We start from the raw sequence: 19,093 nt of genomic DNA on the forward strand, positions 1-19,093 counted from the left end.
CGTGTTGCAGGTAGTCGTTCCTACGAAAAGGCCCCGGAAATCCGGGGCCTTGTCCATTCGAGAATCGCGCCGTTTCTAGAGGATGAAGTCGTCCGCTGTCAGGTCAAGGAGGCCATTCAAGCGGATGACCATCTCGGGCGATTTGTCCCCGTCGGTGTCGATGAAGACCAGGGTCCTGTCCGAAGCCGTTCCGCGAGAATCGATCTGCTTGTAGTAGATCTCACCTTCATCCGCAGTCGAGAACGGCGTCGTTCCGTTGAAGGTGAAAGCATCATCGCCATCCAAAACCGTGCTGGCGTCAATTCCGCTGAGGTCAATCTTGTCCACGCCGACTTCGAAATCGGTGATGACATCCGCCGAGCCTGCGGATTTTGAGCTGTCCTTTATCGTGTTGAACACGAAGGTATCGGCATCGTCGCCACCGGTCAGGAAGTCTTTTCCGGTTCCTCCGGCCAAGATATCTTGACCGGTGCCGCCCAGCAGTTTGTCGGATCCTGTTCCGCCTGTCAGAGCGTCATTTCCTTGACCGCCTTCCAGTGTGTCCCTTCCTTCCAGGCCGTTGAGTGTGTCGTTTCCATCATTACCCTGCAAGATGTTGGCTTTTTTGGACCCGGTTATCTGGTCAGCTTGAGCGGTCCCGGAAACGTTTTCGATGCGTTGCAAAGTGTCAACGCCGTACCCGGTGTCCTGCGCCTCGATATTCGACAGATCAACAGTGGCCGCCCCGGTGCCGAGGAAGCGAATCCAGTCGCTGCCACCACCTCCGTCCAGAACATCGTTTCCGTCCGCGTCCTGCGCAAGGATGTTGTCCTTGCCGCCGCCGCCGAGAACCGTATCGGCACCGGTGTCACCGGACAACGTATCGTGGCCACCGCCGCCGCTGAGTGTATCTTCGCCCTCGGCGCCGTAGATGGTGTCGGAACCACCGCGACCCTGCAGGACGTTGCCAACCTCGTTTCCGAGGATGGCGTCCCCACCGTTGCCGCCAATCGCGTTCTCGATGACGACAGAATTGGCGATTGTAAACCCGCCACGAACGCCTTCGGCGGATGATATCGCGCCTCCGGCGTCGTCCCCCTCGAGGTCGGCGTCGTTCAGGTTGATCGTCACTGAACGCCCGACTCCGGCGGCCGAAAGTGTGTCGATTCCGCCAGCATCCCAAATTGAGGTCCAGGCCGTTCCGACCTTGTTCGATCCTTTGATCTTGTACACGTCGTTTTTGGTGTTGTGCTGCTGGGTGCCGTAGATCGCCTGCAGTGCTGCGATGTCCAACGCCATTGGCGAGGCAGTGCCGCCGATATCGTAGTAATGCAGGGGGAACATTTCGGGGTAACCCGAATTGTAGGACATGATCGTATAGACGCCCTGATTTTGTCCGTCCGTCCCGAAGTCGTCAAAGGGTTGGGTAACCCCGGGAAAGACCGAGGAAGAACCGCCGTCATCATGGGGGTGAGCTAACCCCATGCCATGTAGAATTTCATGCAGTACAGTCGCGAAGCCTTCACCGCCCTTACGCAAAGCAGCTTTGCTCCACAAAACGGTATCGTACGCAAACAGGCCAAACAGCGCATCCAAACCGAGTGAGCCGGACAGCAGAGGCGTATCGCCCGGCACTTGGTGAAACCCGATCGAACCTCCCAGGGTGTCTTGGGTCACCAAGCCATAAGTCAGGTTCACCTGGTTGATGGTGCCATTGGGCGCGAGAAAGTTTGTCTCGGTGAACTCAATGGGGATAATCGTTTCGATCAGGTCGAATGCTGCCCGAATTGCCGCCTTCATGTACTTTGCAAACGGTTGATCCCCAAGGGTGCCGTCATCAAAAGAATAGGTAAGCGTTCCAGCCGGGCCTCCGATATTGGTGCTGAGATCCCAGGATGTCCCCCAGATCAATCCGTCTACGTAGGTAAGCCCGGTCGGGTTGGCGCCCGGACTGGTTGTATTGGCAATCGACATAGAAAATTATCGCCTTCTTTGGTGTTCAACAGGTTTCAATATTTTTGGGGCCTCTAGCAGCCCCCTGTTTGCTGCGCGCGATCATGGTGGAGGGTATCGGAAAGTACCATGGAGGAATTCCCGGCCTCTGAATTCTTTCAGGGACTCTTCTCGCGTTGATGTGCCAGAAAGTAAATAGTTCCCAGATGGTTGTGGCTCGATTGGGTCAAGACTTCGGCAAAACCGTGTCGTCAAGTAAACGTCGGGGCAGTGAATAAGTCGGGTCTACACAGCGAGTGGGCTTTCCCCTTCGGTTCGAGCAAGGCTCCTGCGGGCAAACCGAAAAGTAATCTTCGAATTCGACAGCCTATGCGGGAGCGCAGTCTGGCAACCGCTATCCAGCACGCTGGCCAGTGGAAAGTCCGGCGAGTGCCGGTTCACGCAACGGTGCGCGCCGGAGCTATTCAAAAGGAGCATGCCAAACGCGCTCGCGAACAAATTTTCCAGTTCCTGCAAAAAACTTGAAAACGCCGCTTGACGATGCCCGGGCGTGGCCATAATACACCCCAACGTTCAGCAATGAACGGGCAGCGGGCGGTTGTAGCTCAGTTGGTTAGAGTACCGGCCTGTCACGCCGGGGGTCGCGGGTTCGAGCCCCGTCAACCGCGCCATCGCTGCCAGCCTTTGATCTGGGCAAACGGATCGACATAGACCCTAATGCGCGGTTGTAGCTCAGTTGGTTAGAGTACCGGCCTGTCACGCCGGGGGTCGCGGGTTCGAGCCCCGTCAACCGCGCCACTTCTCCTCAAAAGTCGTTGCGTTCCCTGTGGACACAGGGCTGCTTTTCTGGACAATCGGTCCCGGCAGGTAGCACGCAGTCGGGGTTTTCGATGGTCAGCTTGAACCGCGTCGTCATGGTTCGGGAAAGCAAGAAATGGATACGGAGTCTGGGGCCCGAGGCGCTGGACTGCGCCGAAATTTCGGGAAAATGGGGAACGCAATTCGGATTTCGCAGCCATACCCAGATCTGGCATCGTAAACACGATATCTGCAAAGGACCGCTGATGGATGAGCGCGCGGAGGTTCGGCAATTCGATCTGATACTGGCCAACCAGGTCTGGGAACATCTGGACCGGCCCTATGAAGCCAGTCTGAACGTGCTCGAAATGCTGCGGCCGGGAGGGTGGTTCTGGTTGGCCGTGCCGTTCTTCATCCCGTTCCATGCGGCTCCGAACGACTGTTCGCGTTGGTCGGCGCGGGGATTGCGCAACTTGCTGACCGAATGCGGCTTTGATCCGGAAGGTATACAGGCCGCGCAATGGGGCAACCGTCAGGCGGCTTTGCGGAACCTCGAACCGGTCTGGCCGCCCGTCTACGACCCTGAAACCGACAGTCTGGAAAACGACCCGGATTTTCCGATCTGTGCCTGGGCCATGGCACAAAAGAGCGAAGACGGGTGAGCCAAGCGGAGAAAATCTGCTCGTTCACACTTTGTTCTAACTTTTCGGTTGGAGACTCAGCGTCGCTCGCCTATCTCTAGGACACTTGTGTGTTGGGGGCCTGAATGGCTGAGCTGAAGAATATCGAGGTGCGCGGCGCGCGCGAGCACAACCTGAAAAACATTGACGTGGACATTCCGCGCGATCAGCTGGTTGTCATCACGGGTCTGTCCGGGTCAGGAAAGTCGTCCTTGGCCTTCGATACGATCTATGCCGAGGGCCAGCGCCGCTATGTCGAAAGCCTTTCGGCCTATGCGCGCCAGTTTCTGGACATGATGGAAAAGCCCGATGTTGATCACATTAGCGGCCTGTCCCCGGCGATCTCGATCGAGCAGAAGACCACGTCGAAAAACCCACGCTCGACCGTGGGAACGGTGACCGAGATCTATGACTATCTGCGCCTGCTGTTCGCGCGCGCAGGCACGCCCTACAGCCCTGCCACCGGTTTGCCGATCGAAGCCCAGCAGGTTCAGGACATGGTCGATCGGATCATGGCGATGGAGGAGGGCACCCGAGGCTATCTGCTGGCGCCCATCGTTCGCGACCGCAAGGGTGAGTACAAGAAAGAGTTTCTGGAACTGCGCAAGCAAGGGTTCCAGCGCGTCAAGGTCGATGGCCAGTTCTACGAACTGGACGAGCCGCCGACGCTGGACAAGAAGTTCCGCCATGACATCGACGTGGTTGTTGACCGGATCGTCGTGCGCGAGGGGATGGAGACCCGCCTGGCCGACAGCCTGCGCACCGCGCTGGACCTGGCCGATGGCATCGCGATACTGGAGACCGCCCCGCGCGAGGGCGAGCCCGAGCGCATCACGTTCTCCGAGAATTTTGCCTGTCCGGTCAGTGGGTTCACCATCCCCGAGATCGAGCCGCGCCTGTTTTCGTTCAACGCGCCCTTTGGGGCTTGCCCGGATTGCGACGGGCTGGGGGTCGAGCTGTTTTTCGATGAACGGCTTGTGGTGCCCGATCAGACCTTGAAACTGTATGACGGTGCGTTGGCCCCGTGGCGCAAGGGTAAGTCGCCGTATTTCCTGCAGACGATCGAAGCGATCGCGCGCCACTATGAGTTCGACAAGAACACGCCGTGGAAAGATCTTCCGGCGCATGTGCAGCAGGTGTTTCTGCATGGCTCGGGCGATGATGAAATCCAGTTCCGCTATGACGAAGGCGGACGGGTCTATCAGGTGACCCGCAGCTTTGAAGGCGTTATCCCGAACATGGAGCGCCGCTATCGCGAAACCGACAGCGCGTGGATCCGCGAGGAATTCGAACGGTATCAGAACAACCGTCCCTGCCACACTTGCGAGGGCTACCGCCTGCGCCCCGAGGCGTTGGCCGTCAAGATTACAGGGCTGCATGTCGGTCAGGTGGTCGAAATGTCGATCAAAGAGGCTCTAGCCTGGGTCGAGGACGCGCCGAACCATCTGAGCGCCCAGAAAAACGAGATTGCCCGCGCGATTCTGAAAGAGATCCGTGAGCGGTTGGGGTTTCTGAATAACGTTGGTTTGGAATACCTTACGCTGTCTCGTTCAAGTGGTACCCTGTCAGGCGGCGAAAGCCAGCGCATCCGGCTGGCCAGCCAGATCGGCTCGGGCCTGACCGGCGTGCTTTACGTGCTGGACGAACCCTCGATCGGGTTGCATCAGCGCGACAATGACCGCCTTTTGGGCACGCTGAAGAACCTGCGCGATCAGGGCAACACCGTGATCGTCGTCGAGCATGACGAGGAAGCCATCCGCGAAGCCGACTATGTGTTCGACATCGGCCCCGGTGCCGGCGTGCATGGCGGGCAGGTGGTCAGCCACGGCACGCCCGAGCAGATCGCGGCCGATGCGGCCTCGATTACGGGGCAGTATCTGTCGGGGGTTCGGGAAATTCCGGTGCCCGCCGAGCGGCGCAAGGGGAACAAGAAAAAGGTAACGGTTGTAAAGGCTTCGGGCAACAACCTCAAAGACGTGACGGCTGAGTTTCCGCTGGGCAAGTTCGTCTGCGTGACTGGGGTGTCCGGCGGCGGCAAGTCAACCCTGACGATCGAGACGCTGTTCAAGACCGCCTCGATGCGTCTGAACGGCGCGCGTCAGACGCCTGCGCCCTGCGAAACGATCAAGGGGCTGGAACATCTGGACAAGGTGATCGACATCGACCAGCGGCCCATCGGACGCACGCCACGGTCGAACCCGGCCACCTATACCGGCGCCTTCACCCCGATCCGCGACTGGTTCGCCGGTCTGCCCGAGGCGAAGGCGCGGGGCTACAAGCCCGGGCGGTTCAGTTTCAACGTCAAGGGCGGGCGCTGCGAGGCCTGTCAGGGCGACGGAGTCATCAAGATCGAGATGCATTTCCTGCCCGACGTCTATGTCACCTGCGAGACCTGCAAGGGCGCGCGTTACAACCGCGAGACGCTCGAGATCAAGTTCAAGGGCAAGTCCATCGCCGACGTGCTGGATATGACGGTCGAAGACGCGCAGGAGTTCTTCAAGGCCGTACCCTCGATCCGCGACAAGATGGATGCGCTGGCACGCGTGGGGCTGGGCTACATCAAGGTCGGCCAGCAGGCCACGACCCTGTCGGGCGGCGAGGCGCAGCGAGTCAAGCTTTCGAAAGAGCTGGCAAAACGTTCGACGGGCCGGACCCTGTACATTCTGGACGAGCCCACAACCGGCCTGCATTTCGAAGATGTGCGCAAGCTGTTGGAAGTGCTGCATGAACTGGTCGATCAGGGCAATACTGTCGTCGTGATCGAACACAATCTGGACGTGGTGAAAACCGCCGACTGGATCATCGACATCGGCCCTGAGGGTGGCGATGGCGGCGGCGAGATCGTTGCCGTGGGCGCCCCGGAAGAGGTCGCCGAATGCGAGCGCAGCCACACCGGGCGATACCTCAAGCCGATGCTGAACCCCGAACGCGTGGCGGCCGAATAGGCTGCCTGCGCGTCAGTACAGAATATCCGCCACCGCGCCGATAAGGTTCAGCACTTTGCGCGTATCGGGGTCGATTCTGTAGACGTAGTCGCCCGCGCGAACGTAGTTGCCGCCACGTTTCAGGCCATAGCGGTACGGATCGTCGATCCAGACATAGTCGCGATCAATCCGGTCTCCGACCTTGTACCAGTTCTTGGCCTGACCGGGCGGGACGCAGGGCACGGCCTTCTTGGCCAATCCGGGCGGGCAATTGGCAACGGATTTTGCGCCCTTCTGCGGGGCCACGCGCTCGACCGAGAACGCGTCCTTGGTCTTTCCCTTGCCTTTGCCGTTGTCAGCCAGCGTCGCGACCGGGGTCAGCGACAGGCCGGCAAGCAGTGCAATATGCAACAGTGTCTTCATGGGCGGTTCCCCTCGGTTCGTCGCGCCGTCATGCCGCGTTTCCCGATATTTTGGAATGCCCGCCAGAAGTTCAAGCCCTGGGCGGCGAAATGCCGCCCAAGCTCAGCTGCGGCCGCGCTTTTCGAAACGGGGCAGCATGGCCGAGAAATCCATGCCCTTGCCGTCTTCGGCTTCGACGAACTGTTCGTACAGCGCAGTGGCGATCTGGCCCATCGGCGTGTCGGCGTCGGCGCTTTCGGCGGCCTGCTGGCTGAGCCGCAGGTCCTTGAACATCAGCTCGGCGGCGAAACCGGGCTTGTAGCCGTTGTCGGCAGGTGACTGCGGTCCGACACCGGGGGCGGGGCAATAGGCGTTCATGCTCCAGCTGTAGCCCGACGAGGTGCTGACCACGTCGAACATCTTCTGCCTGTCCAGGCCCAGCTTGTCGGCCAGGGCAAAAGCCTCGCAGGTGGCGATCATGGTGACGCCCAGGATCATGTTGTTGCAGATCTTGGCGGCCTGGCCTGCGCCGGCCGCACCGCAATGCACCGCCTTCTGGCCCATGATATCGAACAGCGGAGCCGCCTTGGCAAAGGCCGCGTCCGATCCGCCGGCCATGAAGGTCAGCGTGCCTGCGGCCGCGCCACCGATTCCGCCCGAAACGGGCGCGTCCACGGCCAGAAGCCCGGCCCGCTCGGCCTGATCGGCCACGGCGCGGGCGCTGTCCACATCGACGGTCGAGCAGTCGATGAACACCGCGCCTTTCTCCATGTGCGGAATGATCTGATCGGCCACCGCGCGCAGGATGTCGCCATTGGGCAGCATGGTGATGACCGCCTCGGCCCCGCGGACAGCATCAGTGGCCGTTTCGGCCTTGGTCACGCCTTCGACCGACACGCCCGCGGCGTCGAACCCAGTCACGTCGTGACCGGCCTTGGCCAGATTGGCCGCCATCGGCGCGCCCATGTTGCCCAGGCCAATGAATCCGATCTTCATGTTTCACTCCTCCTCGAATGTCAGCGTGTCCGCGCCCAGCGGCATCAGCATCCGTGATACCGCCGTGGCCGGCACGTTCATGTCCGCAAACTGCCATTTCGGGTTGCGGTCCTTGTCGATGATCTGCGCCCGGATGCCCTCCAGAAAATCGCCATGCTCCATTGACCGGAAGGTAAAGCGGTATTCCAGCTCCAGCGCCTTGCGCATGGTCAGGGCGGGTCCGCGCAGGCGGTGCAGCATCTCGATCGCGCAGGCCATCGACAGCGGCGAATTGCGGCCCATCGCCGCGAGCGCGCCGCGCGTGAATTCGGTGTCGCCATTGCGCAGGTCGGTCAGCACGTCGCCCAGGGTTTCACCACCGAAGAAACGGTCGATCTCGTCCTGCGGTAAGGTGCGGTTCGGGGCAGGGGCGGCGTGTTCGGCCAGCAGGTCGGCCTTGCCCGAGGCCTCGAGCATCTCGATCATGTCGGGCCATTGGTCCTGCGGGATGAAGTGGTCGGCGAACCCGGCATAGATCGCGTCGCCCGGACCCATGCGCGCGCCGGTGACGCCCAGATATTCGCCCAGCCGCCCCGGCGCCAGCGCCAGCAGCAGCGACCCACCCACATCCGGCACCAGCCCGATCGAGCATTCGGGCATCGCGATCTTCGAGCTTTCGCCGACGATCCGGTGCGTGCCGTGACAGCCGATGCCCACGCCGCCGCCCATGGTAAAGCCCTGCAGGAAGCTGACCACCGGCTTGGGATATTCGAAGATCATCGCGTTCAGGCGGTATTCATCGCGCCAGAACTTCTGCCCATAGGCATAGTCGCCCTTGGTGCCCGTTGTGTACAACTCGGCGATGTCTCCGCCCGCGCAGAAGGCCTTTTCGCCCTCGGCATCCAGGATGACCAGATCGACCTCGTCATCCTCGCGCCAATTGCGCAGGGCGGTGTCGATGGCCATGCACATCTCGTAGCTCAGCGCATTCAGGGCCTTGGGCCGGGTCAGGGTGATCCGGCCGGCGCGGCCCGTGGTGCGGATGTCGATATCGGACATGGAAACCTCAGCGATGGGCGAGCAGTTGGCGGGCAACGATCACGCGCATGATCTCGTTCGTGCCCTCCAGAATTTGATGCACCCGCAGATCGCGCACAAGCTTTTCGATGCCGTAGTCGGCCAGATAGCCGTAGCCGCCATGCAACTGCAGGCACTGATCGACCACTTTCGATCCGGTCTCGGTCACGAATTTCTTGGCCATCGCGCAGAATTTGGTGGCGTCGGGCGCGCCCTGATCCAGCTTCCAAGCCGCCTGACGCAGGAAGGTGCGGGCGGCCTGCAGCTCGATCTCCATGTCGGCCAGCCGGAACTGCAGGGCTTGGAACTGGTCGATGGTCTGACCGAAGGCCTTGCGTTCGGACATGTATTGCAGCGTCATATCCAGCCCCGCCTGCGCCGCACCCAGAGAGCATGAGGCGATGTTCAGGCGCCCGCCGTCCAAGCCCATCATCGCGTATTTGAACCCGTCGCCCTCGGTCCCGACAAGGTTTTCGGCCGGGATCTTGCAGTCGTCGAACTGAACCTGCGCGGTGGGCTGGCTTTTCCAGCCCATCTTCTGTTCCAGCGCACCAAAGCTGAGGCCCGGTGTGCCGTCCTCGACATAGACGGTCGAGATTCCCTTGGGCCCGTCTCCGCCTGTGCGCACCATGCAGACATAGGCATCGGAATAGCCGCCGCCCGAGATGAAGGCCTTGGTGCCGTTCAGCGTATAACCGTCGTTGGTGCGCTCGGCCCGTGTCTTGAGCGCCGCCGCGTCCGAGCCCGTGCCCGGTTCGGTCAGGCAATAGCTGAGCACCGTGTTCAGGCTGAGAACGTCGGGCATGATGCGCGATTTCAATTCATCGCTTGCAAAGCTGTCCAGCATCTTGGCGCACATGTTGTGGATCGACAGAAAGGCCGCGACCGAGGGGCAGGCCATCGACAGCGCCTCGAACACCAGCGTGGCGTCCAGACGGGTCAGGCCCGAACCGCCGCTTTCCTCGGACACATAGAGCCCGCCAAAGCCCAGTTCGCCGACTTTGGGCCACAGATCCTTGGGTATGGTGCCCTCGGCCTCCCACTGGCGGGCGAAAGGTGCGATCTGTTCTTGCCCGAACGCGTAGGCCATATCGAAAATGGCCGTCTGTTCCTCGGTCAGCGCGAAATCCATGGCCGGTCTCCCCCTTGTGGCGACGTGAATTGAACGACTGTTTATTTATTGCGCAATCCTTACAGAAATTTTTCACGCTGAGCAAACCCCGTGATGCACGTGCGCCGGATTTGGGTGATTGCCAAAAGGCGGTTATGCTGAGCCATTCGTTTTATTGATTGATCGGAGTTGTGGATGTCGAATTACAAGATGGCCGTGGTTGCGATACACGGAATGGGCAGCCAGTCGGTCGGGCCGAACCAGCCGTCCTCGGTGCCGACGTTTTCGAGCGACTTGCACGACCGGGTGGGGCGGCAGTTGGGGCAGGACATGAGCAAGGTTGCCTGGCACGAGGTGATCTGGGCGCAGATCCTGCAGGGGCGGCAGATGGCCTATCTGAACAGCATAAGCCCCTATACTGGCTATGACCGCACGCGCCGTTTCGTAGTGTGCAACCTGTCCGACGCGGCATCCTATCGCCCGACCCCCGACGGCAGCGACAAGACCTATGCCGCGATCCATGAACGAGTTGCGCAAGTGATACGCATCGTCCGGTTTCAGATCGGCGAGCGTGCCCCCATCCTGATCGTCGCCCATTCCCTGGGTGGGCATATCATGTCGAACTACATCTATGACCTTCAGCGCCATCTGCGCCACGGTGGATTGCCGCAGCACGGTGTTCCGGTGGAAGACATGCAGACAGTGGCCGGGCTGGTCACGTTTGGCTGCAACATCCCGATCTTTCTGTTCGCCTATCCCGAACAGGACATCACGCCGATCCAACGCCCCAACCAGGAATTGCCATTGACCCTGCAATTCCATAACTGGTGGCAGAACTATTATGACAAGCACGACGTTCTTGGCTTCCCCCTTGGACCGATCGCGCCCAGCTATGGGCAGCTTGTCGGAACGGGGGAGATCACCGACCAGGCAATCCGGGTCGGGAATATCTTCACCGGATGGAATCCGTTTTCGCACAATGGGTATTGGAAAGCCCGCAGCCTGTACGAGCCCGTGGCCGACCGGATCAGACAGATCCTCAATGCGGTGTGAGAGTCAGAGATCAGCGTGGAATTCGTCAATCAGGTGCCGGACCACCGCCTGGCCCGGATCGTCGCCATTGGCCAGCGCTTCGGCGTGAACGCGACGCTGTCGCGTAGCCGAGGTGCCGCTCTCGGCGATCTGACGCAAACGGGCCAACTCGGCCATGGTGCCCAATGCTTCGGCATCTTCGGCCAGCATGCCCATCAACTCGCCCATCAGGTCGGGCATCGGTTTGATCGAGCGGTCTCCGAAATCGATCAGACCTTCGCCCACGCCGTAGCGCTGCGCGCGCCAACGGTTTTCGCCGATCAGGAACCGATCATATTGCCGCCAGCGCAGGTTGCGGTCTTTCAGGCGGCAGAGCATTCGGGTCAGTGCCTGCACCATGGCCGCAAGCGACAGCGCGTGTTCCATGCGAGGCTGCACATCCATGATCCGCGTCTCGAGCGTCGGATAGCTGTGCGACGGTCGAAGGTCCCACCAGATCTTCGAGGTATCCTCGATTACGCCCAATTCGACCAGGACACCGGTGGTGCGCTCGTATTCGGACCAGCTACCAAAAACAGGGGGCAGGCCGGTGCGGGGCAGGTTGTCGAACACCGTCAGGCGATACGAGGACAGCCCGGTATCCTGTCCGTTCCAGAAGGGTGATGAGGTTGAAAGCGCCAGGAGGTGGGGCAGAAAATAACACAGTTGCGGCAGGATATCGGCGCGCTGCGCGGGATCGTCCACGCCGACATGCACATGCATCCCGCAGATCAGCATGCGCCGGGCGACACCCCCCAGCGCGTGTTGCAGGTTGTCATACCGCTCTTTTCGCGTGTGGTGCTGGTCTTTCCAATCCGCAAACGGGTGGCAGGATACAGCGATGGGCGACAGGTTGTGCTCGGCGGCGCGCTTGGCGACACAGGACCGCAGCCGCCTGAGGTCCTCACGCGCGGATTTGACCGTCGTATGCGGGCGGGTTCCAACCTCAATCTGGCATTGCAGGAATTCCGGGCTGACCTGGCCTTCAAAATCCGCCTGGCAGGCCTGCATCAATGCCTCGGGCGCCTGCGCCAGTTGCAAACTGTCGCGATCGACCAGCAGGTATTCCTCTTCGATGCCGATCGTGAAATCCTGCTGCATGTGCGGGCCTCCCGTTCCCTTTTGGGATCAGTGAATACGGAATCTGCTCTTTTGCCAAGGCTTTGGCGCCATCGACCTTGCGCTGACCCGTGTGCCGACGGTAAGCACCACAGAAGCCAGACAGATAATCGGAGCCGTATGTCGTGAAACCCAGGAAATTCCCGAAGCTCAATGCATTCTTGGACAGGTTCGGCACACGGTTGATCGACAAGGCACCCGAGCGGGATGAGCGGGCACGGCTTGAAGCATTCGAGCGGGTTGGCGGCCTGACCCGACCGGCCTATGCCCTGTCACCCGGGATGGAAGGGTTCGATATTGCCGAACTGGTCTCAGAATATACGGTCCATGCCGAAGCACTGGCTGCCTTGAAGGATCCTGAGCGGAACCAAACCGGCTACCGGATCGGCAACGGGTACTACGACAGTCCGGACGCCGACGCTCTGTACTTGATGATCCGGCGGTTCAAGCCGAAACGCGTCGTCGAGGTCGGATGTGGAAACTCCACCCGAGTGACCCGGCAAGCCGTTCTAGACGGCGGCTTGGAAACGCGGATCACGGCGATCGACCCGTATCCGCGCGCAGACATCGCGCATGTTGTTGATCAATTCGAACAGAAACGACTGGAAGAGGTCGACGCATCCGTGTTCGATCAGCTCGAGACCGGAGACGTTCTGTTCATCGACTCGAGCCATGTCGTGCGCATGAGCAATGACGTAGCGCATCTGTTCTGCCGCATCATTCCGAACCTGAAACCGGGCGTCGTGATCCATGTCCACGATGTTTTTTTGCCCTATGAATACCCCAAGCGGTTTTTCTATGACTGCCCGGGTTGGGGCGAGCAGTACATGCTGCACGTTTTGCTGCAATCTGGTTCTTTTTCAATGCTTTGGCCCGGTTTTTACCTTCAGCAGGCGCGCCCCGATGCCGTCGAAGCGTTGCCTTTTCTGACTGAAGGCCGCGCGCAGAGTATCTGGGTTCAGAAGCGGTAAAGCAGATTTTTTCGTGATCCGCTTTTTGAAAGCGCGCGTACCCCTTTCCATATCACGCTGGAGAGGAGACTAAACATGTTCCGTCGTACATTCATGGGTGCCGCAGCCGCCGTCGCACTCGCACTGCCGATGAAAGCCCAAGCCGCAGACATCGTGGACACCGCAGTTTCGGCCGGGTCGTTCAACACGCTGGTTGCCGCTGTTCAGGCCGCCGGTCTGGTGGACACGCTGAAGGGCAAAGGCCCCTTCACGGTGTTCGCGCCCACCGATGAAGCGTTCGCCGCTCTGCCCGAGGGCACTGTCGAGACGCTGCTGATGCCCGAAAACAAGGATCAGTTGGTCGCCATCCTGACCTATCACGTTGTGCCGGCTAAAGTGATGTCGGGTGACATCGCTGGTAAGCGGGCCAAGGTTCTGACCGTTCAGGGCGAACGTCTGAGCGTCAATGCCAAGAACGGCGTCAAGGTCGACGGAGCGAATGTCGTTCAGGCCGACATCGAGGCAAGCAACGGCGTCATCCACGTCGTCGACACTGTTCTGATCCCCGAGTAATCAAGACACTCGCCACAAAATCAAAGCCCCGGTCGATCGGCCGGGGCTTTGTCGTTTCAAAGCAGTCTGACTTTTGTTCCGATTTGGACCAGAGGATACAGTTCCTCGACATGCTGGTTGTACAACCCGATACACCCGGATGAACTTTGGCGTCCGATCTTTCGGGTGTCATGTGTGCCATGCACCAGGTAAGCCGGCCAGGACAGGTACATTGCGCGGGTTCCAAGTGGGTTGCCCGGATCTCCACCTTCCATGCGGACCGGCAGGTTGGGATCGCGCTCGCGCATCGATGCGGTCGGCGTCCAGCTGGGGTTTTCCGCTTTGCGCACGACTTCGGTGTAGCCGCGTTTGGTCAGCTCTTCGCTCATGGGAACCGAGCTGGGGTACAGCTTGTAGGTACCGTCAGGACCCCAGTAATGCACCGCCCGGCTGGTGATGTCTGCCAGCAAGCAGCCCACGCCCAGTTCATCGAAGTGATCCTGCCAATCCTGCTTGGAAAAGGACGATACGTTGCGGCGAACGGGAAGCTGAGTGCTGATCGCCTCCTCGCTTTGAGGGAAGGCGTCCTGGCTCTGCGCCCGCAACAAGGTCGGCGACGCCAATACGGATGCTACCCCCAAAAGGGCCGAGCGGCGGGAAATTCTGGTTGTCACGATGGCCTCCTGGCGACTGACTGCTCGAATTTTCGGCCAATTTATGCCGGGCAGAGAGGTGAAGCCAGAGGTCGGTGCTGAAATTCTCGTGAACGCGTGCCGGATTGCGCAGTTTTTTGCCAAGCAGAAGGTGCACAAGGTAACGGTTGGCGAATTGGGTTTGCCTGCGGACAAAAAGGCCGCCCCAATTTAGGGCGGCCTTTGTTCTTAAATCAGTCTGTTAGTCCATCGCTTTGAAGTTGAACTCGCCACCTTCTTTGATGCCCGACGGCCAGCGCGACGTCACGGTTTTGGTGCGAGTGTAGAACTTGAAGCTGTCGGGGCCGTGCTGGTTCAGGTCTCCGAACATCGATTTCTTCCAGCCGCCGAAGGTGTGATAGGCCAGCGGCACCGGGATCGGGACGTTGATACCAACCATGCCAATATTGACCCGGCTGGCGAAATCACGGGCTGTGTCGCCGTCGCGGGTGAAGATCGCGGTGCCGTTGCCGTATTCATGGTCCATCGCCAGCTTCAGCGCCTCTTCGTAAGATCCGGCGCGGACGGTGGACAGAACGGGGCCGAAGATCTCCTGCTTGTAGATATCCATGTCGGGGGTGACATGGTCGAACAGGTGGGGGCCGACAAAGAAACCGTCTTCATAGCCCTGCAGCTTGAAGTCGCGGTTATCGACCACCAGTTTCGCGCCCTGTTCCACGCCCGAATTGATCAGGCCCAGGATGCGTTCTTTGGCGGCGGCGGTCACGACCGGCCCCATGTCGACGTCGTCGCCGGCGGTATAGGGACCGACCTTCAGCTTCTCGATGCGCGGCACCAGCTTCTCGATCAGCGCGTCAGCGGTTTCCTCGCCCACCGGAACGGCCACCGAAACGGCCATGCAGCGTTCGCCGGCAGCGCCGAAACCGGCGCCCACCAGCGCGTCGGCGGCCTGATCCAGGTCCGCGTCTGGCATGACGATCATGTGGTTCTTGGCCCCACCAAAGCACTGGGCGCGTTTGCCGTTCGCCGTGGCGCGCGAATAGATGTATTGTGCGATGGGGGTCGAGCCGACGAAGGACACACCCTGAATGATCTCGCTGTCCAGCAGAGTATCCACGGCTTCCTTGTCGCCGTTGACGACTTGGAACACACCTTTGGGCAGACCGGCCTCGACGAACAGTTCGGCCAGCATCAGCGGTACCGATGGGTCACGTTCCGAGGGCTTCAGCACCACCGCGTTGCCGCAGGCCAGAGCAGGGCCGACATGCCACAGGGGCATCATGGCCGGGAAGTTGAACGGCATGATGGCGGCGACAACGCCCAGCGGCTGGCGCATGGAATACATGTCGATGCCGGGGCCGGCGCTGTCGGTGAACTCACCCTTCAGCATCTGCGGGGCGCCGATGCAGTATTCGATCACCTCAAGCCCGCGCTGCAGGTCGCCCTTGGCGTCGGGCAGGGTCTTGCCATGCTCGCGGCTCAGCGCTTCGGCCAGCTTGTCCATGTCGCGATGCATCAGGTGGACCATCTGCATCATCACGCGGGCGCGCTTTTGCGGGTTGGTTGCGCCCCATGCGGGCTGGGCTGCAGCGGCGTGTTCGATTGCTGCCGTCGTCTCGGCGGCGCTGGCCATCGGGCATTTGTACTGAACCTCGCCCGTGGCGGGGTTGTAGACGTCGTCAAATCGACCGGATGTGCCGGGCGTGTACTCGCCGTTGATGAAATGGGTCAGGTCTTGCATCGCAAACTCCTCCGCTGAATTTGCGCGCAGCATAGGCTTGCATAAATCTCATGAACAGAGGCAATATCCCAAAAGAGTTTTGCAAAAATGCAGGGGTGGGGATGGACCCGAACTGGGATGACATGCGCGTATTCCTCGCGGTTGCGCGCGAGGAAAGCCTGTCTTCGGCGGGGCGGTTATTAAAGATCGATCCGGCGACAGTCGGGCGGCGGGTTTCCCGGTTGGAAACAGCACTGAAAGCGCCGCTTTTCACGAAGTCGCCGCAGGGCTACGTGCTGACCTCGGCCGGAGAGCGACTGTTCGAGCACGCTCAAGGCGCCGAAGAGGCGATGCGCGCAGCGGCTGGCGCGATGGAGGGCGCGACCAAGTCGCTGAGTGGTCAAATCCGGATTGGTGCTCCGGACGGAAGCGCCAACTATCTGCTGCCACAAGTCTGCGCCAAAATCAGCGACTCGAACCCCGACCTGGACATACAGATCCTCGCCTTGCCGCGGATCATAAACCTGTCGCGCCGCGAGGCGGATATGGCTGTCACCGTCAGCGCCCCAACGGCCGGCAAGCTGCTGGTGCAAAAGATCAGCGACTACAAGCTGCATATGGTGGCAACAGCCGACTATCTTTCGCGGCATGGTCCCATTCGCTCGGTCGGTGACCTGAAGGGCCACCGCATGATCGGTTATATCCCGGACATGATCTTCGACCGCGAGCTCGATTACCTCAACGATCTGGGTATTGATCGTGTCCCACTTGCATCGAACTCGGTCTCGGTGCAGTTGCGGCAAGCTTCGCTGGGTACCGGGGTGTGTATCGCGCATGACTTCACGTTGCCATTCCATCCTCAGCTAAAAAAAATTCTGACGGATCAAGTCAGTCTGACGCGCAGCTTTCACCTGGTTCGCCATCAGGGTGATCAACGCAACGAACGGTTGAACCGATTTGCAGAAGCGCTCAGCCGGGGAATTCGCGACGAAGTTGCGCGGCTGGAAGCCGAAGCCCAAGCTTGACAGGTTGATCTAATCGGGCAACGCTTTGGAAAACGGGAAAATTATTTCGGAGGTATTGCCCATGCTTGTACAGGCCATTCTGAAGTCCAAGTCGACGGGCGGGGTTGTGACGGTGGCGCCTTCGATGACCGTGTCCGACGCCGCAAAGATTCTGGCCGATAAGCGCATTGGTACGGTGATCGTATCGGAAGACGATGGCGAAACCGCAGCCGGCATCCTCTCGGAACGCGATATCGTGCGGGAATTGGCGGCCAGTGGCAGCGGGTGCCTGACACAGCCGGTAAGCGCCTACATGACCAAGAAACTGGTGACCGCCACCCAACAAGATAAGGTGCAGGACGTTCTCGCTCGTATGACCGAAGGTCGGTTCCGGCACATGCCGATTGTCGAAGATGGCAAACTGATTGGGATCGTCACTCTGGGCGACGTCGTAAAAGCGCAATTGTCAGAACTGGCCATGGAAAAAGATGCCCTGCAGGGCATGATCATGGGGCACTAGCCCCATCTGACGACATTGCGGCCTCTTGCAGCTGCGGAAAACTTGTGTTTGCTTGCGCAGAAATTTTCTTGCTCAGGAGGGCGCGATGCGGGTTGGATTATATCCGGGAACCTTTGACCCCATCACCATGGGTCATATCGATATCATCCGCCGGGCAGCCATGCTGGTCGACAAGCTGGTGATTGGCGTCGCGATCAACCGCGACAAGGGTCCGTTGTTCTCGCTGGAAGAGCGGGTGGCGATGATTGAGGCGGAATGTGCCTACCTGACCGAACAGACCGGCACTGAAATTGTTGCGCATCCGTTCGAAAACCTGCTAATAGACTGCGCCCGGGACGTAGGGGCGCAGATCATCGTACGCGGTCTGCGTGCTGTTGCCGATTTCGAATATGAATTTCAGATGGTTGGGATGAACCGGGCGCTCGACGATTCGATCGAGACCGTGTTCCTGATGGCTGAAGCCCGACACCAGGCGATTGCCTCGAAACTGGTCAAGGAAATCGCCCGGCTGGGTGGGGACGTGTCGAAATTCGTCACGCCCCAAGTCAATATCGCGCTGAAAGAGCGGTTAGGCTAGGGCGCCCATCGCGGCAGCGGTGTCCAGCATCCGGTTCGAGAACCCCCACTCGTTGTCGTACCAGGCCAGAACGCGAACCAGCGTGCCGTCGGTCACTTTGGTTTCGGCCAGCGACACGGTCGAGCTGTGGGAATCGTGGTTGAAGTCGATCGAGATCAACGGGCGGGTTTCCGCAGCCAGAACCGTCGGGATCTTGGCCGCGGCCTCGGTGAACAGGGCGTTGACCTCGTCTTCGGTGGTGGGGCGCGAAACCTCGACCACCAGATCGACGACCGAGACGTTCGGGGTGGGAACCCGGATCGCCTGACCGGTCAGTTTGCCCTGCAGTTGCGGCAGAACCAGCCCCACGGCCGAGGCCGCACCGGTGGTGGTCGGGATCATCGATAGGGCCGCCGCGCGCGACAGGTACGGGTCTTTGCCGGCGGTGTCATGCACCGGCTGGCTGGCGGTATAGGCGTGCACCGTGGTCATATTGCCGTGCACGATACCCAGGCCCGCATCCAGCGCGGCAGCGACCGGCGACAGGCAGTTGGTGGTGCAGGATGCGTTGGAAACCACGGTGTCGGCGGCGGTCAGATCGTGGTCGTTCACGCCGAACACCACGGTTTTAACCTCGCCATCCCCGCGCGCCGGCGCCGAGATCAGAACCTTTTTCGCGCCGTTCTTGAAATGGCGAGATGCAGCTTCGCGCGTGCGGAACACGCCGGTGCATTCCAGAACCACGTCGACGTCCGACCAATCAAGCGCCTCGGGGTCGCGCTCGCTGGTCAACCGGATCGGGCCGGCGCCTACGTCCAGCCCGGCCTCGGTCAGGGTGACCGGCTTGGTGTAGCGGCCATGCACGCTGTCGAACTCAAACAAATGCGCATTCATTTCAGGCTTGGCGAGGTCGTTGATCGCGACGATCTGCACATCCGTACGACCGCTTTCCATCAGGCCGCGCAGGACACCGCGCCCGATCCGTCCAAATCCGTTGATTGCAAGTTTGAGTGTCATGTCGCGCTCCGTCTGAATGGCCGCTAAGCCGC

Annotated in this window: 17 protein-coding genes and 2 tRNA genes; 10 read left to right on the top strand and 9 right to left on the bottom strand. The window is 60.4% G+C overall.

The window, feature by feature from the left end; translation table 11 throughout:
• Nucleotides 1-75: 75 nt before the first annotated feature.
• Nucleotides 76-1,953 (bottom strand): M10 family metallopeptidase C-terminal domain-containing protein, encoded by a 1,878-nt coding sequence (locus ACR0JC_RS01845; RefSeq protein WP_170339381.1) that lies wholly within the window; start codon nucleotides 1,951-1,953, stop codon nucleotides 76-78.
• Between the two features lie 573 nt (nucleotides 1,954-2,526).
• Here ACR0JC_RS01845 and ACR0JC_RS01850 point away from each other — a divergent pair.
• The 4 genes from ACR0JC_RS01850 to uvrA all read left to right on the top strand — a co-directional run bounded on the left by ACR0JC_RS01850 (nucleotide 2,527) and on the right by uvrA (nucleotide 6,355).
• Nucleotides 2,527-2,603, top strand: a tRNA-Asp gene (locus ACR0JC_RS01850).
• Nucleotides 2,604-2,653: 50 nt separating this feature from the next.
• Nucleotides 2,654-2,730, top strand: a tRNA-Asp gene (locus tag ACR0JC_RS01855).
• Between the two features lie 92 nt (nucleotides 2,731-2,822).
• Nucleotides 2,823-3,392: a methyltransferase domain-containing protein gene (locus ACR0JC_RS01860; RefSeq protein WP_170339379.1), complete on the top strand. Its 570-nt coding sequence runs from the start codon at nucleotides 2,823-2,825 to the stop codon at nucleotides 3,390-3,392.
• Nucleotides 3,393-3,496: 104 nt separating this feature from the next.
• Nucleotides 3,497-6,355, top strand: coding sequence for an excinuclease ABC subunit UvrA (uvrA, locus tag ACR0JC_RS01865; RefSeq protein ID WP_170339377.1), 2,859 nt, complete (start codon nucleotides 3,497-3,499; stop codon nucleotides 6,353-6,355).
• A gap of 12 nt (nucleotides 6,356-6,367) precedes the next feature.
• On the opposite strand, the gene ACR0JC_RS01870 is transcribed toward uvrA, so the two are convergent.
• From ACR0JC_RS01870 to ACR0JC_RS01885, 4 genes are all read right to left on the bottom strand, one after another.
• Nucleotides 6,368-6,757 carry a hypothetical protein gene (locus ACR0JC_RS01870; protein WP_170339376.1) on the bottom strand — a complete coding sequence of 130 codons (390 nt, stop codon included), beginning with the start codon at nucleotides 6,755-6,757 and terminating at the stop codon, nucleotides 6,368-6,370.
• Between the two features lie 102 nt (nucleotides 6,758-6,859).
• Nucleotides 6,860-7,732: a 3-hydroxyisobutyrate dehydrogenase gene (gene mmsB / locus ACR0JC_RS01875; protein WP_170339374.1), complete on the bottom strand. Its 873-nt coding sequence runs from the start codon at nucleotides 7,730-7,732 to the stop codon at nucleotides 6,860-6,862.
• Between the two features lie 3 nt (nucleotides 7,733-7,735).
• Nucleotides 7,736-8,770, bottom strand: a complete 1,035-nt coding sequence (locus ACR0JC_RS01880; protein ID WP_170339372.1) for an enoyl-CoA hydratase/isomerase family protein — start codon at nucleotides 8,768-8,770, stop codon at nucleotides 7,736-7,738.
• A gap of 7 nt (nucleotides 8,771-8,777) precedes the next feature.
• Nucleotides 8,778-9,920, bottom strand: a complete 1,143-nt coding sequence (locus ACR0JC_RS01885; RefSeq protein WP_170339369.1) for an acyl-CoA dehydrogenase family protein — start codon at nucleotides 9,918-9,920, stop codon at nucleotides 8,778-8,780.
• A 174-nt stretch (nucleotides 9,921-10,094) separates the two neighbouring features.
• Between ACR0JC_RS01885 and ACR0JC_RS01890 the strand changes: the two genes are divergently transcribed.
• Nucleotides 10,095-10,952 (top strand): hypothetical protein, encoded by an 858-nt coding sequence (locus tag ACR0JC_RS01890; protein ID WP_170338794.1) that lies wholly within the window; start codon nucleotides 10,095-10,097, stop codon nucleotides 10,950-10,952.
• Nucleotides 10,953-10,955: 3 nt separating this feature from the next.
• On the opposite strand, the gene ACR0JC_RS01895 is transcribed toward ACR0JC_RS01890, so the two are convergent.
• A complete protein-coding gene (locus ACR0JC_RS01895) occupies nucleotides 10,956-12,071 on the bottom strand; it encodes a carboxylate-amine ligase (RefSeq protein WP_170339368.1) in 1,116 nt (371 codons plus the stop codon).
• A 143-nt stretch (nucleotides 12,072-12,214) separates the two neighbouring features.
• On the opposite strand from ACR0JC_RS01895, the gene ACR0JC_RS01900 reads away from it, so the two are divergent.
• Nucleotides 12,215-13,060: a class I SAM-dependent methyltransferase gene (locus tag ACR0JC_RS01900; protein ID WP_170339367.1), complete on the top strand. Its 846-nt coding sequence runs from the start codon at nucleotides 12,215-12,217 to the stop codon at nucleotides 13,058-13,060.
• Nucleotides 13,061-13,135: 75 nt separating this feature from the next.
• The gene (locus ACR0JC_RS01905) at nucleotides 13,136-13,612 is read left to right on the top strand and encodes a fasciclin domain-containing protein (protein WP_170339366.1); all 477 of its coding nucleotides are present in this window, start codon (nucleotides 13,136-13,138) and stop codon (nucleotides 13,610-13,612) included.
• Between the two features lie 56 nt (nucleotides 13,613-13,668).
• Here ACR0JC_RS01905 and ACR0JC_RS01910 read toward each other — a convergent pair whose 3' ends face one another.
• Together ACR0JC_RS01910 and ACR0JC_RS01915 are read right to left on the bottom strand one after the other, a co-directional pair.
• A complete protein-coding gene (locus ACR0JC_RS01910; RefSeq protein WP_437342558.1) occupies nucleotides 13,669-14,265 on the bottom strand; it encodes a L,D-transpeptidase in 597 nt (198 codons plus the stop codon).
• A gap of 220 nt (nucleotides 14,266-14,485) precedes the next feature.
• Nucleotides 14,486-15,985: a CoA-acylating methylmalonate-semialdehyde dehydrogenase gene (locus ACR0JC_RS01915; RefSeq protein WP_170339365.1), complete on the bottom strand. Its 1,500-nt coding sequence runs from the start codon at nucleotides 15,983-15,985 to the stop codon at nucleotides 14,486-14,488.
• Between the two features lie 101 nt (nucleotides 15,986-16,086).
• On the opposite strand from ACR0JC_RS01915, the gene ACR0JC_RS01920 reads away from it, so the two are divergent.
• The 3 genes from ACR0JC_RS01920 (at nucleotide 16,087) to coaD (ending at nucleotide 18,065) form a co-directional block, all read left to right on the top strand.
• Entirely contained in the window at nucleotides 16,087-16,989 is a 903-nt protein-coding gene (locus tag ACR0JC_RS01920) for a LysR family transcriptional regulator (protein ID WP_170339363.1), read from the top strand.
• A 61-nt stretch (nucleotides 16,990-17,050) separates the two neighbouring features.
• Nucleotides 17,051-17,488: a CBS domain-containing protein gene (locus ACR0JC_RS01925; protein WP_170339361.1), complete on the top strand. Its 438-nt coding sequence runs from the start codon at nucleotides 17,051-17,053 to the stop codon at nucleotides 17,486-17,488.
• 85 nt (nucleotides 17,489-17,573) lie between these two features.
• The gene (gene coaD, locus ACR0JC_RS01930) at nucleotides 17,574-18,065 is read left to right on the top strand and encodes a pantetheine-phosphate adenylyltransferase (protein ID WP_093961954.1); all 492 of its coding nucleotides are present in this window, start codon (nucleotides 17,574-17,576) and stop codon (nucleotides 18,063-18,065) included.
• On the opposite strand, the gene gap is transcribed toward coaD, so the two are convergent.
• Nucleotides 18,057-19,061, bottom strand: a complete 1,005-nt coding sequence (gene gap / locus ACR0JC_RS01935; protein WP_170339359.1) for a type I glyceraldehyde-3-phosphate dehydrogenase — start codon at nucleotides 19,059-19,061, stop codon at nucleotides 18,057-18,059. The two genes, coaD and gap, sit on opposite strands and share 9 nt — an antisense overlap.
• Between the last annotated feature and the right edge of the window lie 32 nt (nucleotides 19,062-19,093).

Source organism: Ruegeria sp. CH5 (assembly GCF_056537025.1).